17 protein-coding genes and 1 riboswitch are annotated in these 22,473 nt (G+C 73.7%); of the genes, 6 read left to right on the forward strand and 11 right to left on the reverse strand.

Annotated features, from left to right (window positions below):
- Nucleotides 1-6: 6 nt before the first annotated feature.
- The gene (locus ACN261_RS06220) at nt 7-642 is read left to right on the forward strand and encodes a metal-dependent phosphohydrolase (RefSeq protein ID WP_421484370.1); all 636 of its coding nucleotides are present in this window, start codon (nt 7-9) and stop codon (nt 640-642) included.
- Between the two features lies 1 nt (nt 643).
- Here the strand turns inward: ACN261_RS06220 and ACN261_RS06225 are convergent, their stop codons facing one another.
- Entirely contained in the window at nt 644-928 is a 285-nt protein-coding gene (locus ACN261_RS06225) for a DUF4031 domain-containing protein (RefSeq protein ID WP_421484371.1), read from the reverse strand.
- 35 nt (nt 929-963) lie between these two features.
- On the opposite strand from ACN261_RS06225, the gene ACN261_RS06230 reads away from it, so the two are divergent.
- Entirely contained in the window at nt 964-2,364 is a 1,401-nt protein-coding gene (locus ACN261_RS06230; protein WP_421484372.1) for an FAD-binding oxidoreductase, read from the forward strand.
- A 33-nt stretch (nt 2,365-2,397) separates the two neighbouring features.
- On the opposite strand, the gene ACN261_RS06235 is transcribed toward ACN261_RS06230, so the two are convergent.
- On the reverse strand, nt 2,398-2,892 hold the full coding sequence (locus tag ACN261_RS06235; RefSeq protein WP_425848864.1) for a hypothetical protein: 495 nt from the start codon (nt 2,890-2,892) through the stop codon (nt 2,398-2,400).
- A gap of 84 nt (nt 2,893-2,976) precedes the next feature.
- A complete protein-coding gene (locus tag ACN261_RS06240) occupies nt 2,977-4,818 on the reverse strand; it encodes a glycerol-3-phosphate dehydrogenase/oxidase (protein WP_425848866.1) in 1,842 nt (613 codons plus the stop codon).
- Nucleotides 4,819-4,940: 122 nt separating this feature from the next.
- Between ACN261_RS06240 and ACN261_RS06245 the strand changes: the two genes are divergently transcribed.
- Nucleotides 4,941-7,595 carry a S8 family serine peptidase gene (locus ACN261_RS06245; protein WP_421484375.1) on the forward strand — a complete coding sequence of 885 codons (2,655 nt, stop codon included), beginning with the start codon at nt 4,941-4,943 and terminating at the stop codon, nt 7,593-7,595.
- Between the two features lie 106 nt (nt 7,596-7,701).
- Here ACN261_RS06245 and groL read toward each other — a convergent pair whose 3' ends face one another.
- The 3 genes from groL to ACN261_RS06260 form a co-directional block, all read right to left on the reverse strand.
- Nucleotides 7,702-9,324, reverse strand: a complete 1,623-nt coding sequence (gene groL / locus ACN261_RS06250) for a chaperonin GroEL (protein WP_421484376.1) — start codon at nt 9,322-9,324, stop codon at nt 7,702-7,704.
- Nucleotides 9,325-9,603: 279 nt separating this feature from the next.
- Nucleotides 9,604-10,383: a hypothetical protein gene (locus ACN261_RS06255; protein WP_425848869.1), complete on the reverse strand. Its 780-nt coding sequence runs from the start codon at nt 10,381-10,383 to the stop codon at nt 9,604-9,606.
- A 506-nt stretch (nt 10,384-10,889) separates the two neighbouring features.
- A complete protein-coding gene (locus tag ACN261_RS06260) occupies nt 10,890-11,093 on the reverse strand; it encodes a cold-shock protein (RefSeq protein ID WP_067305333.1) in 204 nt (67 codons plus the stop codon).
- 223 nt (nt 11,094-11,316) lie between these two features.
- On the opposite strand from ACN261_RS06260, the gene ACN261_RS06265 reads away from it, so the two are divergent.
- Complete coding sequence (locus tag ACN261_RS06265; protein WP_363650674.1) at nt 11,317-11,847, forward strand: GNAT family N-acetyltransferase; 531 nt, start codon at nt 11,317-11,319, stop codon at nt 11,845-11,847.
- 129 nt (nt 11,848-11,976) lie between these two features.
- On the opposite strand, the gene paaN is transcribed toward ACN261_RS06265, so the two are convergent.
- The 3 genes from paaN to thrC all read right to left on the reverse strand — a co-directional run bounded on the left by paaN (nt 11,977) and on the right by thrC (nt 16,641).
- The gene (gene paaN / locus ACN261_RS06270) at nt 11,977-13,650 is read right to left on the reverse strand and encodes a phenylacetic acid degradation protein PaaN (RefSeq protein ID WP_421484378.1); all 1,674 of its coding nucleotides are present in this window, start codon (nt 13,648-13,650) and stop codon (nt 11,977-11,979) included.
- 52 nt (nt 13,651-13,702) lie between these two features.
- Nucleotides 13,703-14,950: a GNAT family N-acetyltransferase gene (locus ACN261_RS06275; protein ID WP_425848873.1), complete on the reverse strand. Its 1,248-nt coding sequence runs from the start codon at nt 14,948-14,950 to the stop codon at nt 13,703-13,705.
- 404 nt (nt 14,951-15,354) lie between these two features.
- Nucleotides 15,355-16,641 carry a threonine synthase gene (gene thrC / locus ACN261_RS06280; RefSeq protein WP_204924705.1) on the reverse strand — a complete coding sequence of 429 codons (1,287 nt, stop codon included), beginning with the start codon at nt 16,639-16,641 and terminating at the stop codon, nt 15,355-15,357.
- A gap of 8 nt (nt 16,642-16,649) precedes the next feature.
- Nucleotides 16,650-16,785, reverse strand: a riboswitch (SAM riboswitch).
- A gap of 326 nt (nt 16,786-17,111) precedes the next feature.
- Between thrC and ACN261_RS06285 the strand changes: the two genes are divergently transcribed.
- The gene (locus tag ACN261_RS06285) at nt 17,112-17,816 is read left to right on the forward strand and encodes a hypothetical protein (protein ID WP_421484380.1); all 705 of its coding nucleotides are present in this window, start codon (nt 17,112-17,114) and stop codon (nt 17,814-17,816) included.
- Between the two features lie 58 nt (nt 17,817-17,874).
- Here ACN261_RS06285 and ACN261_RS06290 read toward each other — a convergent pair whose 3' ends face one another.
- Nucleotides 17,875-18,324: a DoxX family protein gene (locus tag ACN261_RS06290; protein WP_204924703.1), complete on the reverse strand. Its 450-nt coding sequence runs from the start codon at nt 18,322-18,324 to the stop codon at nt 17,875-17,877.
- Between the two features lie 980 nt (nt 18,325-19,304).
- On the opposite strand from ACN261_RS06290, the gene ACN261_RS06295 reads away from it, so the two are divergent.
- Nucleotides 19,305-21,062, forward strand: coding sequence for a hypothetical protein (locus tag ACN261_RS06295; RefSeq protein WP_425848877.1), 1,758 nt, complete (start codon nt 19,305-19,307; stop codon nt 21,060-21,062).
- Nucleotides 21,063-21,268: 206 nt separating this feature from the next.
- On the opposite strand, the gene ACN261_RS06300 is transcribed toward ACN261_RS06295, so the two are convergent.
- Nucleotides 21,269-22,444, reverse strand: a complete 1,176-nt coding sequence (locus tag ACN261_RS06300) for an ABC transporter permease (protein WP_421486936.1) — start codon at nt 22,442-22,444, stop codon at nt 21,269-21,271.
- Nucleotides 22,445-22,473: the final 29 nt, after the last annotated feature.

The raw sequence follows: 22,473 nt of genomic DNA on the forward strand, positions 1-22,473 counted from the left end.
GTCCGGGTGACCGAGCTGATCGACAGGTGGGTGGCGGCGGCGCGGGCCGCCGGGGCCGTCGACGGGCCGGCGCTGACCGCCGCCGGGGCCGACCTGCTGGCCCGCTGGCGGGAACCGCACCGGCGCTACCACACGGAGCGCCACCTGCGGGCGGTGCTGGACGTGGTCGACCGGCACGCCGACCTGGCCGACCGGCCGGAACGGGTCGCGCTCGCCGCCTGGACGCACGACGCCGTCTACGACCCGCGCGCCGCCGCCGACGCCAACGAACGGGCCAGCGCGGAGCTGGCCGGCACCCTGCTCGCCGGGCTGGGGGTGCCGGCCGCCACGGTGGCCGAGGTCCGCCGGCTGGTGCTGCTCACCGCCGGGCACCTGGTCACCCCGGGCGACCGCGACGGCGCGCTGCTCTGCGACGCCGACCTGGCCGTCCTGGCCACACCCCCCGAGGTGTACGACGGGTACGCCGCCGCGGTCCGCGCCGAGTACGCACACGTGCCCGAGGCGGACTTCCGTACCGGCCGGGCGGGGGTCCTCGACGGGCTGCTCGCCCTGCCCGCCCTGTTCCGGCTGCCCCCGCTGGCCGCCCGCTGGGAGGAACCGGCCCGCGCCAACCTCCGCCGTGAGCTGGCGTCTCTGCGCTGACTCACCGTCCGGCGTCACCGGCGCCCGGGTTGAGGTGTTTGGGGCGGCGCAGGCCGGAGGCGTACAGCAGCCGGACGATCTCCCGGCTGGGCACCACCCGGGCACCGAGCCACACCGCCACGGCGAACCGGTCGGCGGGGATGTCGTAGTGGTCCCGGTCGAACCCGCGCCGGGGCACCCCCAGCGTCTCGGCGAACACGTGCAGCTCGGCCGGGGAGACGTCACTGATCAGGTGCGACCAGAGCCGACCGCGCCACGGCCAGGCGGGCCGGTCCAGGTACAGCATGGCGGCCAATCTAGCCGCCGGTTAGCCTCGGCCGCATGGCTGGCTCCCCCCTCCTCGACGACCTGCGGGCGGCCCTCGGCGACGAGGCCGTCCTCACCGACCCGGACCTGCTGCGGCTGCACCGGCGCGACGAGGCGGATCTCTGCGCCGCCGGCACGCCGCTGGTGGTAGTCCGTCCCCGGGACACGGCCCAGGTGGTGGCGGTGGTCCGGGCGGCGGCCCGGCACGGCGTACCGGTGGTGCCGCAGGGGGCGCGGACCGGCCTCGCCGGCGCGGCGAACGCGGTGGACGGCGCGGTGGTGGTGAGCACCGTCGCGATGACCGCGATCCGGGAGATCGATCCGGTGGCCCGGATCGCCGTGGTGCAGCCGGGCGTGGTGAACGCCACGCTGGCCCGCGCCGTCCGGGAACAGGGCCTGTACTACCCGCCCGACCCGGGTTCCTGGGAGTCCTCCACCATCGGCGGCAACGTCTCCACCAACGCCGGGGGAATGTGCTGCGTCAAGTACGGGGTGACCACCGAGTACGTCCTCGGGCTGGAGGTGGTGCTGGCCTCCGGTGAGGTGCTGCGCACCGGGCGGCGTACCGCCAAGGGCGTGGCCGGGTACGACCTGACCCGGCTCTTCGTCGGCGCGGAGGGCACCCTCGGCGTGATCACCGAGGTCACCGTGGCGCTACGGCCCGCGCCGGAGGAGTCGCTGACCATGGTGGCGGTCTTCGGCTCGACCGCCGGGGCGGGTACGGCGGTGGCCGGGATCGCCGCGCAGGGGCTCACCCCGAGCCTGCTGGAGCTGCTGGACCGGACGCACCTGCGGGCTATCGAGGCGTACCGGCCGATGGGGTTGCGGACCGACGCGCAGGCGCTGCTGCTCGCCGCCGCCGACACCGGCCCCCGGGCGGCGGACGACCTGGCCCGGATCGCCGAGGTCTGCACGGCGGCCGGCGCACAGGAGGTCTACGCGGCGACCGACGCCGTGGAGGCGGCGGCGCTGCTCCAGGCCCGCCGGCTGGCCCACCCGGCGATGGAGAAGTTCGCCGTCGACACCTACCCGGACGGCAACGGCGGCCTGATCATCGACGACGTGGCGGTGCCCCGGGGGGCGCTCGCGACGCTGCTGGACGGGGTGGCCCGGATCGCCACCGAGTGCGGGGTGCCGATCGGGGTGGTAGGCCACGCCGGTGACGGCAACCTGCACCCGAACATCGTGGTGGACCGGGCCGACCCGGCGAGCCTGGAACGGGGCCGACGGGCCTTCGACGAGATCATCCGGCTCGGATTGGAACTCGGTGGCACCTGCACCGGCGAGCACGGCGTCGGGCTGCTCAAGCGGGACTGGCTGGCCCGGGAGATCGGTCCGGTCGGCGTCCGGGTGCATCAGGCGATCAAGGCGGCGCTCGACCCCGCCGGGCTGTTCAACCCGGGCAAGGTGCTCTGAGCGGGCCGGAAAGGCTCAGCGGGCCGGAAAGGCTCAGCGGGCCGGCTCGGCCGGGGTCGCCTGGGTGAGCAGGAGCAGGATCTCGCCGGCCACCGCCGGTCGTTCCTCACCCGGGCAGTCCTGCGAGGTGATCAGGCCGGCCGTGGTGAGCAGGCTGGACGTCAACGCGTCGATGCAGGTCGCCCGGTACCGGCGGGCCTGGTCGGTCTCCTGGGCCAGCCGCGGGTCGGCCAGCAGCCGGTGCAACCGCTGGACCTGCTCCGGGTCCAGGGCACCGGCCGAGGTGACCCCGTCGCCGGCGCAGTCGGCGCACTCCCACCGGCCGTCCGGCTCGACGGTCAGCGAGCGCAGTGGACCGTCCTCGCCGAGTTTCTGCATCAGGCTGACCCGGCTCGCCCCCGGCGCTGTCGTCCCGCCCCGGCCCTCCGGTGTGGACCCGCCCTCCCGGTCGGCCATCGCGCAGCCGGTCAGGGTGACCGTCATGACGGCGGGGACGAGGAGCGCGCGTGACCACTGAGGGGGAACCACGGGCCGGAACCTATCCCACCCCGCCGCCGTCCGGAACCGGCCGACCGGCCCCGCACCGCCTGGTGGAACCGGCCCCGGGGCCGGTCAGAGGGAAGACGTCGGCAGGTGCAGCGGACCGTCCTCGACACCGTCGACACCCCGGTCGGCGGCGAAACCCCGGACGTCGGGGGCACCGAGGCGGGCCGCGTCGGCGGTCGCGTCGTCCGGCATGAGCTGCGACTCCCGCTCGGCCTCGACCCGGGCGCGGTAGTGCGCGATCTCCCGCTCCCGGGTGGCCGCGTCCCAGCCGAGCACCGCCCCCATCAGCTCCGCCGTGTGCCCGGCCGAGTCGAGGCCCCGATGGGCCGTCTCGAAGGAGATCCGGGTACGCCGGGTCAGCACGTCCTCCAGGTGCAGCGCCCCCTCGGAGCGGGTGGCGTAGGTCACCTCGGCGGCCAGGTACTCGGGTGCGCCGGCCAGCGGTGAGGCGAGCAGCGGGTCGGCGGCGATCAGCGCCAGCACCTCCAGGGTGAGCGTGCCGTACCGCTCCAGCAGGTGTTCGACCACCCCGACGGGCACCCCGTGCCGGCGGGCCAGGTCGGCCCGGTCCCGCCACATCGCGGCGTACCCGTCGGCGCCGAGCAGCGGCAGGTCGGCGGTGCGCGAGGGACGTACGCCGCCGAGCCGGTGGGCGGCCCGGTCGACGACGTCGGCGGCCATCACCCGGTAGGTCGTGTACTTGCCGCCGGCCACCAGCAGCAGCCCGAGCATCGGCTCGAAGACGGCGTGTTCCCGGGAGAGCTTCGAGGTGGAGTCGGCCTCGCCGGCCAGCAGCGGACGCAGCCCGGCGTAGACGCCCTCGATGTCGGCGCTGGACAGCGGCCGGTCCAGGACGAGATTGACCTGGTCGAGCAGGTACTGGATGTCGCGGGCGGAGGCGGCCGGGTGGGAACGGTCGAGCCGCCAGTCGGTGTCGGTGGTGCCGATGATCCAGTGCCCGCCCCAGGGGATGACGAACAGCACACTGGTCGCGGTGCGCACGATCAGCCCGGTCTCGCCGGTGATCGCCGAGCGGGGCACCACCAGGTGCACCCCCTTGGAGGCCCGGACCCGCACGCCGGGGCGGAGCCCGACGTCGTTGAGCATCCGGGACATGTCGTCGCTCCACACGCCGGTCGCGGCGATGACGGTACGGGCGCGTACCTCGAACTCGGCGTCGGGGGAGCCGGGGGTCGCCTCCAGGTCGCGGACCCGGACCCCGGTGACCTCCCGGGCCTGCCGCACCAGCCCGACGGCACGGGCGCTGCTCACCACGGTCGCGCCGAGGCTGGCGGCGGTGCGGGCCAGGGTCACCACCAGCCGGGCGTCGTCGACCTGCCCGTCGTAGTAGCGGATGGCCCCGGCCAGCGCGTCGGCCCGCAGGCTGGGGAAGACCCGGCGGGCACCCTCCCGGGTCAGGTGCCGGTGCAGCGGCATTCCCCGGCCGGTGCCGAACAGCCCGGCGAAGGCGTCGTAGGCGGCCACGCCGGCCCCGTAGTAGGAGCGGCGGAACAGCCGGGCCGGCAGGTCGCGCAGCCCCCGCCCGGCGGGCAGCGGGATCAGGAACGGGACCGGCCGGACCAGGTGCGGGGCGAGCCGGGTGGCGAGCAGCCCGCGCTCGGTCAGTGCCTCGTGGACCAGGTGGAACTCCAACTGCTCCAGGTAGCGCAGGCCGCCGTGGATCAGCTTGCTGGACCGGCTGGAGGTGCCGGCGGCGAAGTCGCGGGCCTCGACCAGGGCGACCTTGAGCCCCCGCGAGGCGGCGTCGAGCGCGGCACCGGCCCCGGTCGCCCCGCCTCCGATGACCAGCACGTCGAACCGCTCGGCCCGGAGCCGGCGCAGATCCGCGGCGCGGCGCTGCGGGGAGAGTTGACCGGCGGCGGATCGGGTCACATTGGGGTCACGCACCCGTCCACCGTAACCCGCCCGGTCCCACCCGCAGCAGGCCCGGAACCGGCCGGATTCCCCACCGTCCGACCGGTGACCATGGGTACGCATGACCGCCGAGACGATGACCACTCTCCGTCAACATGGTCGGGCGCTCGGAGCAGCGGGAGGCGCTGGCTGGCGACGCGCCGCGCGGCTGTGGCTCCCGGCCTGGTCGTAGCGGCAGCGACGCGTCGTACTGTTTCCGGATGCTGGCCGACACACCCCCGCCACCGGGATACGGCTTCCCGCCGAGCGCCGCCGCCCGTCCGTCGAGCCCGTGGCCGGTGGTGGCCGCCGCCCTCGCCGGCGGCTGGACGGTCACCCTCGCCGTGCTGCTCCAGGCGGTCGGCTGGTCGGTCGAGCAGTTGCAGGTGGCCGCGGGATGGGACCGGCAGGCGTGGCTCTGGCCCGCCCTCAGCCTGGCCACCGCCCTGCTGGTCGGCCTGCCCGCGCTGCTGCTGGCCCTGCTCCCCCGCTCCCCCCGGGTCCGGGGCACCGGTCGGTCCTGGCTCGCCGCCGCGCTCGCCCTGGTCGCCCTCGGGTCGCTGCGGGCACTGCCGCAGGTCCACCACGAGGCGTACCTGGCCGCGCTGGCCGCGACGGCGACGCTGCTCGCGCTGCTGACCAGCCGGCTGCCCGCCCCGGCCCGGCCGGCCGCCGTGCCCGCCCCGGCCCGGCCGACCACCGCCGTGCCCGCCCCGACCACCGCGCCCGGGGGCACCGGCCCCACGTCCGGGCCCGCCACGCCCGCCGACCAGGGCCGGCGGAGCGACCAGCAGGCCGACCACGGTCGCGGACCGGGTGGCGGGGTCGGCCGGCCGCAGGCGGTCACCCTGCTGGCGGTCGCCGCCGGGCTGGCGCTACTGCTGCCGTGGGTCCGGTTCGGCGCGCTGGGCGGCCTGCTGGAGACGGTGCTCGCCGCGCTCGCCGCGACGGCGGTCGGCCTGCTGGCCGGGGCGCTGCTCGACGACCGGTTCTGGGCCCCCTTCACCGGCGACGGGCCACCCCGGGCCGCCCGTACCGTGCTGGTCGGCGGCCTGGTCGCCGGGGTGGTCCTGCTGCTGGTCGGCGCGGGCACCGGCCACTCGGGCGTCCAGCTTCCCGCGCTGCTCTTCGTCCCGCCCGTCGGGTTCGCGCTGGGCGCGTGCCAGGTGGCGGCCCGGCGGGCCGGCCGGCCCGCCGGTGCCGCGCCGGTGCGCTGGCTGGTCGGCCTGGCGGTGTTCGGCCCGCTGGCGCTCACCGACCCGGAGGAGATCTCGGTCCTGCTGGCCACCACCCGCGACGTCCCGTACTGGGTCGCGGTCGCCTCGGGCGTCGGGTTCGCCGTCGCGCTCCTGCTGGCCATCGGGTACGGGGTGCTGCTCGCCCGGCCACGCGGGCGCGCGCCGCGCCGGCTGGTCGCCGCGTCGGGCGCGGCCGTCCTGCTGCTCACCGTCGGGGTGGTCGACGTGGCCGCCGGCCAGCCCGGCCTGTACGGCGAGCGGCTGCTGGTGGTGCTCCGCGAGCAGGCAGACCTCTCCGGTATCCCCGCCGGTACGCCAGGTCGGGCGGGCCGGGAGGCGCGGACCGCCGAGGTCTACCGCAGGCTCGTCGCCACCGCCGAACGCACCCAGGGCGGGCTGCGCCGGGACCTGAGCCGGCTGGGCCTCGACCCGACGCCGTACTACCTGGTCAACGCGATCGAGACCGACGGCGGGCCGGCGGTGCGGGCCTGGCTCTCCGGTCGGCCCGAGGTGGCCCGGGTGCTGGTCAGCCAGCGGCTGCGCCCGTTGCCCGCACCGGCCCCGGTCAGCCGGGGCGACCAGCCCGCACCGACCGGGCCGGAGTGGAACCTGCGGATGATCCGGGCCGACCGGGTCTGGTCGGAGCTGTCCGTCACCGGCTCCGGCGTGGTGGTCGGCAGCTCCGACTCCGGGGTCGACGGCACCCACCCGGCGTTGGCCGCCGGCTTCCGGGGCGGCGACGACTCCTGGTACGACCCGTGGAACCACACCCGTTCCCCCGCCGACTCCGGCGGTCACGGCACCCACACCGCGGGCAGCGCCGTGGGGCGCGACGGCATCGGGGTGGCTCCCGGCGCGCAGTGGGTGGGCTGTGTCAACCTCGATCGCAACCTGGGCAGCCCGGCGCACTACCTGGACTGTCTCCAGTTCATGCTGGCCCCGTTCCCGGCCGGTGGCGACCCGTTCACCGACGGACGCCCGGCGCGCGCCCCGGACGTGCTGACCAACTCGTGGGGGTGCCCACCGGTGGAGGGCTGTGACCCGGGGGCGCTCCGTCCGGCGACCGCCGCCCTGGAGGCGGCGGGCATCCTGGTGGTGGCCGCCGCCGGGAACACCGGCCCGGACTGCCGGTCGATCGTCGACCCGCCGGCCCCGTACGCGGACGTGCTGACGGTGGGGGCGGTGAACCGGGACCGGGTGGTCGCCGAGTTCTCCAGCCGGGGTCCCGTCGCGGGTGGGGTGGTCAAGCCGGATCTGGTCGCCCCGGGGGAGGGGATCACCTCCGCGATGCCCGGCGGCGGTTACGCCACGCTGGACGGCACCTCGATGGCCACCCCGCAGGTGGCGGGGGTGGTGGCGCTGATGTGGTCGGCGAATCCGGCGCTGGTCGGCGACCTGACCCGGACCCGGAGCATCCTGCGGGACACCGCGCAACCGGCCGGGCCCGCCGATCTCAGTTGCGGCCCGGTGACAGCGTCGAGCGGGGCCGGGCTGGTCGACGCCTACGCGGCGGTGCGGGCGGCCCGCCGCTGACCGCTCCCCGTCCCCGGGGTGAGCCGGCCCGGATGGGACGGGCCACGGACACGCAACGGGGCGGACCGCTCGCGCGGCCCGCCCCGTTGCGGTGTTGGAGCTGGACTCAGAAGTCCATGTCCCCGCCACCCGGGCCAGCCGGGGCGGCCGGGGTCTTCTCCGGCTTGTCCGCCACGACGGCCTCGGTGGTGAGGAAGAGCGCCGCGATCGACGAGGCGTTCTGCAGCGCCGACCGGGTCACCTTGGCCGGGTCGATGATGCCCGCGGCCAGCAGGTCGACGTACTCACCGCTGGCGGCGTTGAGGCCGTGCCCGGCGTCCAGGTTGCGGACGCGCTCGACGACCACGCCACCCTCCAGGCCGGCGTTGACGGCGATCTGCCGCAGCGGGGCGTCCAGCGCGATCTTGACGATCTGCGCGCCGGTGGCCTCGTCGCCGGTCAGGTCCAGCTTGTCGAAGGCGGTCTTGCCGGCCTGCACCAGCGCGACGCCACCACCCGGGACGATGCCCTCCTCGACGGCGGCCTTCGCGTTGCGGACGGCGTCCTCGATGCGGTGCTTGCGCTCCTTCAGCTCGACCTCGGTGGCCGCGCCGACCTTGATCACCGCGACGCCGCCGGCCAGCTTGGCCAGCCGCTCCTGCAGCTTCTCGCGGTCGTAGTCGGAGTCGCTCTTGTCGATCTCGGCCCGGATCTGGTTGACCCGGCCCTGGATCTGGTCGGCGTCGCCGGCACCGTCGACGATGGTGGTCTCGTCCTTGGTCACCACGACCTTGCGGGCGCGGCCCAGCATGTCGAGGCCGACGGCGTCGAGCTTGAGGCCGACCTCCTCGCTGATGACCTGGCCACCGGTGAGGATGGCGATGTCGGTCAGCATGGCCTTGCGGCGGTCACCGAAGCCCGGCGCCTTGACGGCGACCGACTTGAAGGTGCCCCGGACCTTGTTGACGACCAGGGTGGCGAGGGCCTCGCCCTCCAGGTCCTCGGCGATGATCAGCAGCGGCTTGCCCGACTGCATGACCTTCTCCAGGATCGGGAGCAGGTCCTTCACCGACGAGATCTTGCTGTTGACGATCAGGAGGTACGGGTCGTCGAAGACGGCCTCCATACGCTCCGGGTCGGTCATGAAGTACGCGGAGATGTAGCCCTTGTCGAAGCGCATGCCCTCGGTGAGCTCCAGCTCCAGCCCGAAGGTGTTGCTCTCCTCGACGGTGATGACGCCTTCCTTGCCGACCTTGTCCATCGCCTCGGCGATGATCTCGCCGACGGTGCTGTCACCGGCGGAGATGGAGGCGGTGGAGGCGATCTGCTCCTTGGTCTCGACGTCCTTGGCGAGCTTGGACAGCTCCTCCGAGACGCTGGCCACGGCGGCCTCGATGCCCCGCTTCAGGGCCATCGGGTTGGCACCGGCGGCCACGTTGCGCAGACCCTCGCGCACCAGGGCCTGGGCCAGGACGGTCGCCGTCGTCGTGCCGTCACCGGCGACGTCGTCGGTCTTCTTGGCGACCTCCTTGACCAGCTCGGCGCCGATCTTCTCGTACGGGTCCTCGAGCTCGATCTCCTTGGCGATGCTCACACCATCGTTGGTGATGGTGGGGGCACCCCACTTCTTCTCGAGCACCACGTTGCGGCCCTTGGGGCCGAGGGTCACCTTCACGGCGTCGGCGAGCTGGTTCATGCCCCGCTCGAGGCCGCGGCGAGCCTCTTCGTCGAACGCGATCATCTTGGCCATACGGCGTTGTCCTCCTGGACACTCACGGGCCACCCGGGTGTTGTGCCCCGGACGGGCCGCCTGGTGTACGCACCTTGGGGACGTCGCCACCTGGCGACGACGACGTCCTCCTCGGTCGGGCCGGACAGCCCGCGACGACCGGCCATGTGCCACCCCGACGCCATCGAGACGCCTGTGTGACCGTGGCCCTACCGCCCCGACCATTGGCACTCATCGTATGCGAGTGCCAATGACTTGTTTAGCACTCTCCCCTGCCGAGTGCAAGCACGATGGGGCCGGTCAGCCGAGTTCCGCCACCAGTCGCGTGACGTTCACCGGCCCCTCCTGCGCCCGCTGCTCGGCGTACGTCACGACGAGCCCGACCAGCTGCACCAGGTAGACCGGGACGACCAGCACCGCGCTGACCAGGATCACCGCCACCGCGCCCACGGCGGTGCCCGGCGCGGTGAACGGGTCGGTGCCGAACGGCAGGGTGCCGACCGACTCCACCACCCCGCCGAGCACGCTGCCCAGGAACACCGCCAGGGCGACCAGCGCCACCCGGCCGAGCACCATGCCCAGCCGGTCGTGGAACATGCGGAACGAGCGGCCGACCGGGTTCTGCCCCTCGAACAGGTAGACGGGGCCGGCCAGGGCGAGGGCGAAAGCCAGGTAGATGCCGGGCAGCAGGCAGAGGCAGAACCCGACGCCGACGAGCACACCCAGCACCAGCATCCAGCCCCACAGGCCGAGGCAGCGGCGCGCGCCGTAGCGCAGCGCGCCGGGCAGGTCGGCGGGTTGCCCGGCGGCCTGCCGGGCCACCACCCAGGTCCCGCCGGCCCAGCCGATGCCCTGCACCACCCCGAACGCCAGCGCGACCAGGAACACCGAGACGCCGTAGATCACCAGGTCGGTGAGGTAGTCCTCGGGCAGCGAGCCGTCGGCGGGCAGCATGGTGGCGTCGGGGCCCATGCCGAGCGAGAGCAGGGACACCGCCACCGCCGGCACGACCTGGGTGAGCAGCATCAGCGGCAGCAGGGGCCGCCAACTGCGCCGCACCGCGCCGGTGCACCGGCTCAACCACCCCTCAAGGCCGGCGTACGGGGGGTTGACCAGCGGGTCCTCCGGGCCCCACGGGCCGGCGTACGGCGCAGGTCCGCCGCCCTGGCCCGGATACGGACCGGCCCCGGGCGGGAGGCTCCCGGCGGGCGGGTGGCCCCAGCCCGGCGTCCACGCTCCGGGTGTCCCCCAGCCGGGCTGACCGGGCGGCGTGCCCCAGCCGGGCTGACCGGCGGGCGTGCCCCACGGCTGTTGACCGGCGGGATTACCCCAGGGCGGTTGCCCCCACGGGCCGCCCGGAGACCCGGCAGCGGGGTCGGGCGGACCCGAAGGCGACTGGTCGGACATGAACCCTCCTCAGCGGGGACGCCTGGACGGTTCACGATCTTTCCCGGCACCGGTCGGTACCGCCAGCCGTCACCCGGGCGCACCCGACGGGTGGGAACCCGCCCGGCCACCGGGGCAACGGCCCGGGGGTGGGGACCCGACGCGCCCCGTCACCGGGAAGGGGCGGGACCGGTGGGAGGTCAGGCGATGACGCGGACCCGTTCGGCCTGCGGGCCCTTCTGGCCCTGCGCGATCTCGAACTCCACCCGCTGACCGTCGTCGAGCGCCTTGTAGCCATCCATCTCGATGGCGGAGAAGTGGACGAAGACGTCCTGCCCGCCGTCGACGGCGATGAAGCCGTAGCCCTTTTCGGAGTTGAACCACTTGACGGTGCCCTGTGCCACGGTGCACTTCCTCACTCTGCGCGGCGTTCCCCAACTCCGGACTGCCGGCGGGCCGACAGCGGAGAGCCACCGTTGCGGCGGTCGGTGAGGGCCGCTGAATCGGTGACCGAAATCGCACGCTACACGAGGAGTGACGACAGCGCACGACCACAAATCTGGTCAAATCAGACGGGTATCGACCCGGTTACCCATCGGTGAACGTCGCTGCGGTATGCATGCCTCCATGACCTCTGCCCCGGCCCCACCGGCGACCCGCACGGCCCCCGTGCACCGGGTGCGTCCGCAGGACGCGGCCCGGATGCGGGCGCTGCGGCTGGAGATGCTCGCGGACGCACCGCTGGCCTTCCTGGAGACCGTCGCCGAGGCCGCCGCCCGGCCGCACGCCGACTACGCGGCCCGGATCGCGTACGTGTCCCAGGGGTGTCACACCGCCCAGTTCGTGGCCGACCCCGGCGGCCGGCTGGTCGGGCACGCGGGCGGCACCCTCTCCCCCGACGAGCCGGACCTGACCGTCGTCTACGCGGTCTACGTGACCCCCTCCTGGCGGGGCAGCGGCCTGCTCGGCGCGCTGATCGACGAGGTCGCCGCCTGGTCGCGCGCCTGCGGCCGACCGCAGCTCATGCTGGAGGTGGTGGTCGGCAACGACCGGGCCTGCCGGGCCTACCACCGCCTGGGCTTCACCGACACCGGGGTACGCGTCCCGCACCCCAAGATCCCCGCCCTCAACGAGCTCCAGATGCGCCGTCCCGCCTGACCCCCACCCGCTCGTCCGCTCCGATCGCCCGACCCCGCCGGCCCGGCCCCGGTGCTCAAGAGGTCCAGGTCGACCGGAGGCCGGATCTGGCGCGAAGCTCTTGATCACCGGGGCGAGAGCGGGGGCGGGTCAGGCGGGGCGGCGGGACTGCACGATGCGGAAGCGGTTGGCCACGTAGGCGCCGTCGGTGAGGGCGGCGTTGGCGGCCGGGTTCGCGCCGCTGCCGTGGAAGTCCGAGAAGGCGGCGGACTGGTTGACGAAGACCCCGCCGGTGAGGTTGGCCGACAGGTGCACCCCGGCGTCGATCGCGGCGGCCTCGGCGGCGTCCAGCACCGCCTCGTCGGTGGAGTAGACGGCGGCGGTCAGCGCGCCGCACTCCCCCACCGTGGACCGCATGATCTCCAGGCCGTGCGCGGTTGAGTCGGTGGCGATGACGAACGAGATCGGCCCGAACCACTCCCGGCCGTAGACCTCGGTGTCGGCGGCCGCGAGCTTGACGATGGTCGGCGTCCGGACCACCGCGTCGGGCAGCGTCGGGTGCGTGACGGCCCGCGACTCCAGCACCGCCTCACCGACCTTGGTGACCTCGGCGAGCCGTTCCAGCACCCCGTCGTTGACGATCGCCCCGGTCAGCTCCACCCCCCGGGCCGGGTCGGCGGTGAGCTTCCCGACGGCGGCGGCGATGCCGGCGGCCACCTCGTCGAAGCTCTTGTGCCCCTGGTCGGTCTCGATGCCGGCGGCGGGGATCAGGATGTTCTGCGAGGTGGTGCACATCTGCCCGCTGTAGAGGGTCAGGGTGAAACCGAGGTTGCGGCACATCCCGGCGAAGTCGTCGGTGGAGTCGATCACGACGGTGTTCAGGCCGGCCTTCTCGGTGTAGACCGTCGCCTGCCGGGCGTTGGCCTCCAGCCAGTCGCCGTACCCCGTGGAACCGGTGAAGTCGACGATCTTCACGGCGGGGTGCAGGGCCAGCGTCGAGGCCAGCTGCTCGCCGGGGGCCTCGGGGGCGAGCAGCACCAGGTCGGGGTCGAAGCCGGCCTCGGCGAGCACCTCCCGGGCGTACCGCACGGTGATCGCCAGGGGCAGCACCGCGCGGGGGTGCGGCTTGACCACCACCGGATTGCCGGTGACCAGCGAGGCGAACAGCCCGGGGTACGAGTTCCAGGTCGGGAAGGTGTTACAGCCGATCACCAGGGCCACCCCGCGCGGCACCACGTGGAACGTCTTGGTCATCCGCAGCGGGTCGCCCTTGCCGGCGGCCTTCTCCCAGCCGGCCGTCCCCGGGTGCCGGGTCATCTCGGCGTACGCGTAGGCGATCGCCTCCAGGGCCCGGTCCAGCGCGTGCGCGCCACCGGCCTGGAACGCCATCACGAACGCCTGCCCGCTGGTGAACTGCACCGCGTTGGCCAGCTCGAAGATGTGCCTGTGCAACCGGGCGAGGATCTCCAGGCACACCCCCGCCCGGGCCTGCGGGCCGGCGTCACGCCAGGCCGGCAGGGCGGCGGAGGCGGCGGCGACCACCTCGTCCGCGCCCGGGTGCGGGTAGCGCACGTCCAGGGCCACCCCGAACGGGCTCGTCTCGGTGGCGACCCGGTCGGCCGTGCCGGGCTGGTCGAGCGGGAAGTCACCACCGAGGTACGCCTCGAAGGCGGCCTTGCCGTCGGCGGCGGCCGTCTCGCCGTACACCCGGGGGCTGGGTGATTCGGGATACGCGGACCAGTACCCCCGCTCGGTGATCGCGGTCAGCGCCCGGTGGAGGGTGTCGGCGTGCCTGTCGTACAGCGGGTGCGGGGTCTCCGTCATGCCCGCCATCATGCAACAGATGACGACCAGATCAGTAGGGGCGTGTCACAGATCAGATGGTCGACTGCCACTCCGTGGACCCGGCCACCGGCCGGAACCCGAGCTGCTCGTTGATCGCGATCATGTGGGTGTTCGCCGCCGCGTTGTAGGTGTCGACCACGCTCAGCTCCGGCTCGTACGCCAGGGTGTGTTCGAGGTTCTCGGCCTTGCAGAGCAGGCCGAGCCGGTGCCCCCGGTGGGCCGGGTCGACGATGGTGATCTGCTGCCAGGCGTGCCGGGTGGTGTTCGCGGCCAGGCTGAGCACGCTCCACGCGACCAGCCGGCCGGACTCCCCGTGCACGGCGGCGACGCTGTACCGGCGGACGCCCCGCGCGTCCAGCGCCCGCTCCATGCCCTGGATGCGCTCGGCGTCCACCCGCTCGGGTTCCCACTCCAGGTCACCCAGGGGCGCGTCGGTCATCATCCGGCCCTCCAGGTAGGCGAGGTCGGCGAGATGCTCCGACGGTGGGTGCCCGTGCCAGCGGACCGTGCGGTAGCCGGCGGCGGCCGACCGCGCCCCGGCCCGCAGCGCCGCCAGCCGGTCCCGGTCGAGCGCGGTGACGTCGAGCCGGCGACGGACGTCCACCAGCGCCGGCCGGGCACCCAGCGCCGCCGCGAAGGCGGCCCCGGGAAACTCCCGCCCCGCCCCGACCGCGCCGCCCGACGACCGCCCACCCGCCGCCGACGCACCAGGCTCATCGGGTGTCGTCCCACCCGGACCGCCCGGCCCGCCCGGCGTCGTCCCATCCGGACCGCCCGGCCCGCCCGGCGTCGTCCCACCCGGACCGCCCGGCCCGCCCGGCGTCGTCCCACCCGGACCGCCCGGCCCGCCCGGCGTCGTCCCACCCGGACCGCCCGGCGTCGCCCCGACCGGCCCGTCCGGCAGCGGGGTCACGGCGGAGCCGACCACCCGCTTGCAGCCGGCCTCCCGGAGCAGCCGCCGGACGTGGGCGAACAACGCCCGCCCCACCCCGCGCCGCCGGTACGCCGGGTCCACCGCCAGCTCCATGCTGGCGTTCTCGGTGTTGTCCAGCAGGTGCAGGTTGATCCGGACCCAGCCGACGGGCACCCCGTCGAGCCGGGCCACCGACCACCGGGTGTCGATGCCGGGCATCGGGTGCCACAGCGGTGCCTCGAAGCGTCGCCGGCAGAGCGGCGGGAGGTCGGGGGATTCCGTCGCCTCGACCATGGCCGCGATCCGGTAGAGGGCGTCGAGGGTGGGTTGATCGGTCCGGTCGATCGTCGCGATGTCCAGGGCCACGCCGCGAGTCTTCCCGTGGACGACACCGGGGGCCAGCGGTTTTCCGCTGGCCCCCGGTTCACGTTGGTCGGGAGGGACGTTCGCACAACGCCTCCGGCGTTGGGTCGCAAGAACTTGAAAAGTCTCCGGCGAAAGCCCTCCCGCACGGAGCATCTTCCGCCGCCCGGTTCCTGCCGTCAAGTCCTTCCCGGCGGGTTTTCACCACGCACCGCGAAAACCCGGTCACCCAGAGATCCACTCGGGCCATCCTGTGCCCATGATCGACACAGTGGGGCCGGAGAGGCGGTATCCCGGCCGACTGACACCGCAACCCGCACCCCGATGGGTCGACCACCCTGGCACGGACCGGGGGCGGGCCGACGCGGGGGCCGACACCGCGCACGGGGGCCGACACCGCGCCGGGTTCAGGAGAGGAGGCCGGCGTCGCGGGCGGCCCGCAGGGACGGCTTGATCCGGTGGGTGGGGCCGACCTGACCGGCGACCGCGTCGATGGTCTTCAGGCCCTCGCCGGTGTTGAAGACGACCGTCTCGGCGGTCGGGTCGAGCCGGCCGGACTCGACCAGCTTGCGCAGCACCGCCACGGTCACCCCGCCGGCCGTCTCGGCGAAGACGCCCGTGGTGCGGGCCAGCAGCCGGATGCCGGCGCGGATCTCGTCGTCGTCGACGTACTCCATCCAGCCGCCGGTACGCCGCACCGCCTCCAGGGCGTACAGGCCGGCGGCGGGGTCGCCGATGTTGAGGGACTTGGCGATGCCGGTCGGCCGGACCGGGGTGATGGTGTCGGTGTCGGCGTGCAGGGCGGCGGCGATCGGGTTGCAGCCGGCCGACTGGGCGCCGAACACCCGCCAGCCCCCGGCCGGGGCCTCGACCAGGCCGATCTCGACCAGCTCGGTGAACGCCTTGTCAATCTTGGTGAGCAGTTCGCCGGAGGCCATCGGGATGACCACCTGGGCCGGGATGCGCCAGCCGAGCTGCTCGGCCACCTCGTACCCGAGGGTCTTGGAGCCCTCGGCGTAGTAGGGCCGGACGTTGACGTTGACGAAGGCGGTGTCCTCGAACTCGTCGGTCTCCACCAGTTCGCCGCAGAGCCGGTTCACGTCGTCGTACGAGCCGTCGATGGCGACCAGGTCGCCGCCGTAGACGGCGGTGGTGATCACCTTGCCCTGCTCCAGGTCGCCCGGGATGAAGACCACCGAGGGTGCGCCGGCGCGGGCCGCGTGGGCGGCCACCGAGTTGGCCAGGTTGCCGGTCGAGGCGCAGGCGAACCGCTCGAAGCCGAGCGCCTTCGCGGCGGTGAGCGCCACCGAGACCACCCGGTCCTTGAACGAGTGGGTCGGGTTGGCGCTGTCGTCCTTGACCCACAGCGGCGCGCTGATGCCCAGCTCGGCGGCGAGGTGGGGGGCCGCCACCAGCGGGGTCAGCCCCGGGTCCAGGGTGACCCGGGTGGCCGGGTCCTGGCCGGCGGGCAGGAGGGCGGCGTACCGCCAGATGTTCTGCGGGCCGGCCTCGATCTGCTCGCGGGTGACGCGCGCCAGCGCGGCGGCGTCGTAGTCGACCTCCAGCGGGCCGAAACACTCGTAGCAGGCGTGCTGCGCGGCGAGCGGGTAGCGGGCGGAGCAGGCGCGGCAGACCAGGGCACGGGCGGGGCTGGCGGCGGTGTCGATACCGGGGGCGGCGAGCGTCGACGTCATGTCGATTCCTCTCATCTTTCCCCGCATCGCACCCTGCGGCGGGGACGGAATTGGCACCTGCCCCGCCGGACGCTCAGCGATGAGCGCGCGGGGTGGTTGCCGGGGCGTCGTCGGGCCGTATCCCTCAGCCCCTCTGGATGAGGTATGCAGTTGTGAGACCGAGTCTAGGCAGCTTCGCGGCCATCGCCCAGCCTGCTTCCCACGGTGTGAACCATGGCGTTGGCCACCCTGTCACCTGGCATCGGCCGGGCACCCCGGCCGACACCGGTGTTTCGGGGAAGTTTCCAGCTCAACACGTCCGTAAGCACCGGGCGGAGAAACCGTACGCCGGCCCCCCGGTCGGCCCCTGACGGCGCTCCGACAGGCCGACCCGGGCGGGCCGTGGAGCCGATGACCGGCATTGCCATCGATCAGTACGGTGCGGGTGATCTGATGTCGAGAGAGGACCCCCGGCAATGCGACGGATACCGTTGAGCCTCACCAGTCTCGCCCTGGTCTGCCTGCTCACCGCGTGCGGGGGTGAGCAGGGCACGAAGGACGGGGCGGCACCGACGGTCGGCCCGTCCGCCGAGCCCTCCACGGCCTCGGTGCTGAACGCGGCCACGGTCGAGCCGACGCCCACCGGCGTCGAGCCGACCCCGCAGAAGAAGAGCGCCCCCGCCACCGCCCCGGCGGTCACCACCACTGCCCCGGCACCGGTGGTCAAGGCTCCGTTGACCTGCGCTCATCTGGCGGGTGCCAGGCTCGGTAGCAGCAAGACGCCCTACAACGGCTATCCGGACTACCTGCCGTTGAGCGAGGGGCAGTGGTCGGGCGAGGACGGCGCGACCGTGACGCTCCAGAAGCCCTGCGGCATCGGCGACCTCGACGGCGACGGCGCGGACGACGCGGTCGGCGTGGTCTCGATCAACTCCGGGGGCAGCGGCACCTTCTACACCGTCGCGGTGTGGCGCAACAACGGTGGGCTGCCGGTGTTCCGGGCGCTGACCGATCTCGGCGACCGGACCCCGGTCGTGTCGGTGAGCGTGGCCGGACAGCGGGCCACCGTGGTCTGGTTGACCCGCAGCCCCAGCCGGGGCATGGCCGAGCTGGACATCAAGCGCACCTCGGTCTACAAGCTGTCCGGCAGCACGCTCGCCGAGGTGAGCCACACCGACGCTCCCTACAACCCCTGACCGGCCGGATGGCCGGGGCCGCCTGGTCGAGGCGGTCCCGGCCACCCGGGTCAGCGCGTCAGACCGACACCGAGGCGGGCTCGGAGACCGGGGCCGCCGGGGCGTCGGAGCGCCGGCGGCCGAGCAGCGTGTCGAGCGCCCAGGAACCCGGGCCGAGGACCGCGATCAGCAGGAACGACCAGCAGAACAGCGCGGACAGCTCGCCGCCGTTGCGCAGTGGCAGCAGGCCCTCCGGCTGGTGCACCACGAAGTAGGCGTACGCCATCGAGCCGGACGCGAGCAGCGCCGCGGGCCGGGTGAAGAGACCGGCCAGCACCAGCGCGCCGCAGACCAGCTGGATCAGCGCGGCCCACCAGCCCGGCCAAGCGCCGAGCGGGACGGCCTTGCCGGTCACCGGGTTGCCGCCGAACAACCCGAAGACCGACGACAGGCCGTGCAGCATGAACAGCAGGCCGATGACCATGCGGTACAGGGACAGGGTCGGCCCGCCGAGCCGAGAGACGTTCATGGGAACCTCCATGGAAGGGATTACTTCCCCTCATGATGAGGCATCGAAGCAGTTAAATCGATAAATTCTTTGTTTCTGGGAAGATCCCGTTGCGAGACAATACCCCACCCCCCGCACCGCGGGCCGCCCCCGCCGGCCCGACGCCGGGCCCATCGGCACCAGACCCGCCCACCGCACCCGCGCCGACCGCCCCGACGGCGGTCGACGCGGGTGCCGGGCGTAATGATTGTTAACTATGAATGAACTGTCATCAAGTTCATACACGATGTTTATGGTAAATGAATATGCGCACAATTCGCGTGGTCTCCGGTGGGCCCTTCGCGGGGCGACCCGCACCCCCATCCGACCCCGGGTGCCGCACCCCGGGCGGCGCGGCCGGCACACCTCCCGAGCGCCGCTGCCGACCGTCGCCCCGACCGCACCACCGCCGTGCGACGTGCGCGTCCACTGAGCACGCCGGCAGGCACGGAGACCCATCACCCGCCGCAGCGGCAGGCGGCACCCACGACCGACCGCCGCGGCCCGCGCGCCGGCTTCGGACGACAGCAACCGGTTGGCACGGTATTCCCGGGAGACCCCGAAAGCCGGACCCATCAGCAATTCACCCGGCACCCGCGTCGAGGCACCCGACGTCGCTTCCGAACCGCCGCCCCTCGCGTCGACCGGCCTCCCGGGCAGTTCAATAATCCTTAACAACTCATATGGCGGTAACGGCCACCGTAATACGTTAACCTCGTCACCACGTTACGCCCGGAACTGCGAACCCACCCCCGGATTCATCAGTAACCGCACCACACCCGACCGGCCCGCGATTCTCGTGCCGGCAATTTCGCACATCCACCGGACGAGGTTACCCAGGCGACCGGTGCTGCCATTCCGTGCGTCACGTCGACCCCCCATTCTCCCTGGTCGAGAGCGGTATGAACACTCCCCGTCCCGGCTGAACGCCACCTCGACCGGCATTCACGGAAAGGACCACCGTGCGACGTCGACCGCTCCTGCCGTCACGACTGCTCGCCACATTCGGCACCCTGATTCTGCTACCTCTTCTCGCCACCCCGGCCAGCGCCGACACCCGGCCCGAATCGATACGGCTGCTCGCCAAGGCCGCCGCCGACGAGTGTTTCGCCGGGGTCGGGGTCGACTATCCCCCCGGACCGCCCTGCGCCGAGGGCCAGCCCAAGGTCAACCAGTCGTACGTCTGGGGGCTCGCCCAGGTCGGCCGGCGGCTCTGGTTCGGCACCGGAGCCAACGTGCTCTGCCTCAAGCCCGAGGGCTACCAGGTCCGCGAGCCGATCCTCAACGACGACTACGTCTGCGAGTTCGACCAGAGCCAGCCGGCCCGGACCAACCCGGCCTGGCCGGCCACCCTCGGCGACCACCGCACCCCCGAGGTCTACACCTACGACCTGGCCACCGAACGGCTCGTCGAGCGCACCGCCGACATCACGTCGGCCTCCCCGGCGGACGCCAACCTGTTGAACACCACCGCCGGGCTGCGCAGCGCCGCCGCCCACCAGGGGGTCGTGCTGCTCGCCGGGCCCAGCGTGATCGGCGGGGTGAACGTGTTCGCCTTCGACGGCGTCACCGGCCGGTACCTCGGCTCGACCAACCTCTCCGCGTACGAGAACATCAGGCACTGGGTGGTGGCCGGCGGTGCGCTCTACGCCGGGGTCGGCGTGGGCGTCAACGGTGGCGAGGCGGGCAAGGTGCTGCGCTGGACCGGCGACCGCACCACCCCGTTCACCTTCACCGAGGTCGCCGACCTGCCCACCCAGGTCGCCGACCTCACCGAACACCAGGGCCGGCTCTACGTCTCCACCTGGCCCAAGGCGATCGTCGAGGGCTCCGTCGCCCCGTCCGCGGTCACCACGGTGGCCCCCGGCGACAGCGGCACCCCGCTGGCACCGCCCCCGGCCGACGACCCCAACGACCTGGCCAGCATCTGGATGAGCCCGCTGCTCGCCGTCGGCGCACCCGGGCTCAACCCGCAGGACGCCGGGAACTGGACGCAGGTCTGGTCGGCCGCCGAGTACGAGCCGGACCCGGTGGTCCGCCGGGCGTACGCCCTCGGTGGGCTCGCCTCCTTCGGCGGCCGGCTCTACTGGGGCACCATGCACGTGCCGTTGCAGGCGACCGCCCTGCACGTCTCGGTCTACCCGCCGCGTAGCCAGGCGCAACTCCAGGCCACCGTGCAGAACACCCAGCGGGCGTTCGCCGTCTTCCGGGGCCAGAACCTCGGCGGTGCGCACGAACGGATCGAGACGCTCTACGGCGAGTCCACCCTGCCGGCCTTCGACCCGACCGCGAACAACGGCGTGGGCGCCTGGGCGCCGGCACCCACCGGCGTGACCCCGGTCTACGGCGGTTCCGGCTTCGGCGACCCGTTCAACCTGTACGCCTGGAAGATGGCGGTGGCCGGCGGCCGGCTCTACATCGGCACCATGGACTTCGCCTACATCTCGCTGGAGGGTCAACTGCCGACGCCTCCGGCGGGCGGTGCCACCACCCCGCCCACCTTCGGCTCCGACCTCTGGGCGTTCGACGCGCCGGACCGTCCCGCCCGCGCGGTCGACACCGGAGGCTTCGGCAACCCGCTCAACCAGGGGGTACGCACCATGATCGTGGACGGCTCCACGCTCTACGTCGGGATGGCGAACCCGATGAACCTGCGTACCGACCCGACGCCCGGCGTCCCCAAGGGTGGCTGGGAGCTGATCAAGGTCAGCCGCCGGTGACCCAGGCCGGTTGACCGTGGCCCGCCGGCCGGAACGGTCCCCACCGTCCGGCGGGCCACCCCGGCCCGCGCGTCACACCCGGAGAGGGGTGTGACGCGCGGGCCGGGGGCACGTCGCCGACCGGACGACGCCGGGCCGTCGGTCACGGGCGGGCGGTCACGGGGCGGCGAGCGGTCACGGGCCGTCGGTCACGGGGCGGCGGGCGGTCACGGGGCGGCGAGCGCCTCGGTGGGCGAGAGCCGACTGGCCCGGATCGCCGGGTAGAGCCCGGCCAGGGCGCCGATGGCGATGGTCGCCCCGATGCCGCCGGCCACCACCCAGAGCGGCACCACGGTCGGCCACCCCTGCGAGCTGGCGTAACCGGCGGTGACCAGGCCGCCGAGCAGCACCCCGCCGACGCCGCCGAGGGCCGACAGGAGCAGCGACTCGGCGAGGAACTGGGTCCGGATCTGCCCCCGGGTGGCACCCAGCGACCGCCGCAGCCCGATCTCGGCCCGCCGCTCGATCACCGAGATGACCATCGTGTTGGCCACCCCCACCCCGCCGACCAGCAACGCCACCGCCCCCAGCCCGAGCAGCAGGCCGGTGAACGCCTCGTCGGTGGCCTGCTGGGCGGCGAGCGCGTCCGACGGCCGGGAAACCTGGATCTCGTTGGACTGCTCCGGGTTGGCCGTCGCCGCCAGCACCGCCCGGACGGCCTCGACGTGCTGCTCGACCGAGCGGGTGTAGATCCGGGTCGGGTGGCCGTCGAGGCCGAGGTAGGTGGTCGCGGCCGACCAGCCGACCAGCGCCGACGAGTCGAGTTCCGGGGCGAGCGGGACCGGCCGCAGGATGCCGATCACGGTGAACCACCGCCCGTCGACGTACACCTGGATGTCCGGCCCGGCCGCGCCGAGGCCGAGCCGCTGCGCGGCGACCGACCCGAGCACCGTGGCCGGATACCGCGCGGTGGCCTCGTTGAGCCAGGTCCCGCTGGCCAGCGAACCGCCGACGGTGTCGAGGAGGTCCAGCTCCACCGCCTGGGTGCCCAGGCCACCGGTCTCCGCCGCCGGAATCCGGTCCGACCGGTAGACCGGGGTGTCCGGCAGTTGCGCGGTGGCCGACACCTGGCGTACCGGGCCGATCCGGCTGATCATGCCGACCGCCTCGACCGGCAGCTGGGCGTCCGCGCCGAAGAGCGTGCTGCCCGGCGCGACGGTGAGCAGGTTGGTGCCGAGGGCGGCAAGCGTCCGGTCCAGGTCGGCCCGGGACGACGACGAGATGCCGACCACGCTGATCATCGCCGCGATGCCGATGGCGATGCCCAGGGCGGACAGGAACGCCCGCAGTGGCCGGGTACGCAGCCCCACGCCGCCGACCCGCAGCACGTCCCGTGGGCTCATCCGGGCCGGTCGCAGCCGCTCCGGTCGCC

The sequence above is a fragment of the Micromonospora sp. WMMD723 genome (assembly GCF_049863385.1).
In the GTDB taxonomy this organism is placed as follows: Bacteria; Actinomycetota; Actinomycetes; order Mycobacteriales; family Micromonosporaceae; genus Micromonospora; species Micromonospora wenchangensis.